Genomic DNA, 234 nt, shown 5'->3' with positions numbered 1-234 from the left:
GGTTAATGATGCTTGCACACCTATTTGAGCGGTTTCTCGGTCACGTATGTCACCTACCATCACTACATCGGGATCTTGACGTAAAATAGCCCGTAAGCCACGCGCAAAGGTCATACCTACTTTAGTATTTACTTGCGTTTGGCCAATGCCCGGTATTTCGTATTCAATGGGGTCTTCAACCGTTAAAATATTACGATCGCGAGAGTTTATTTGACCCATACCTGCGTACAAGGT

At 44.9% G+C, this 234-nt stretch carries 1 protein-coding gene; it reads right to left on the bottom strand.

The features are described 5' to 3' along the window. A partial coding sequence (locus AAEY62_RS24905) for an ATPase, T2SS/T4P/T4SS family (RefSeq protein WP_350637179.1) occupies positions 1-234 on the bottom strand: 234 nt, incomplete at both ends.

The sequence above is a fragment of the Pseudoalteromonas sp. GW168-MNA-CIBAN-0100 genome, from assembly GCF_040309225.1.
Classification (GTDB): Bacteria; Pseudomonadota; Gammaproteobacteria; order Enterobacterales; family Alteromonadaceae; genus Pseudoalteromonas; species Pseudoalteromonas arctica.
Note: the sequence above shows the minus strand (reverse complement) of the source record. Positions and strands in the feature narration are given on the sequence as shown.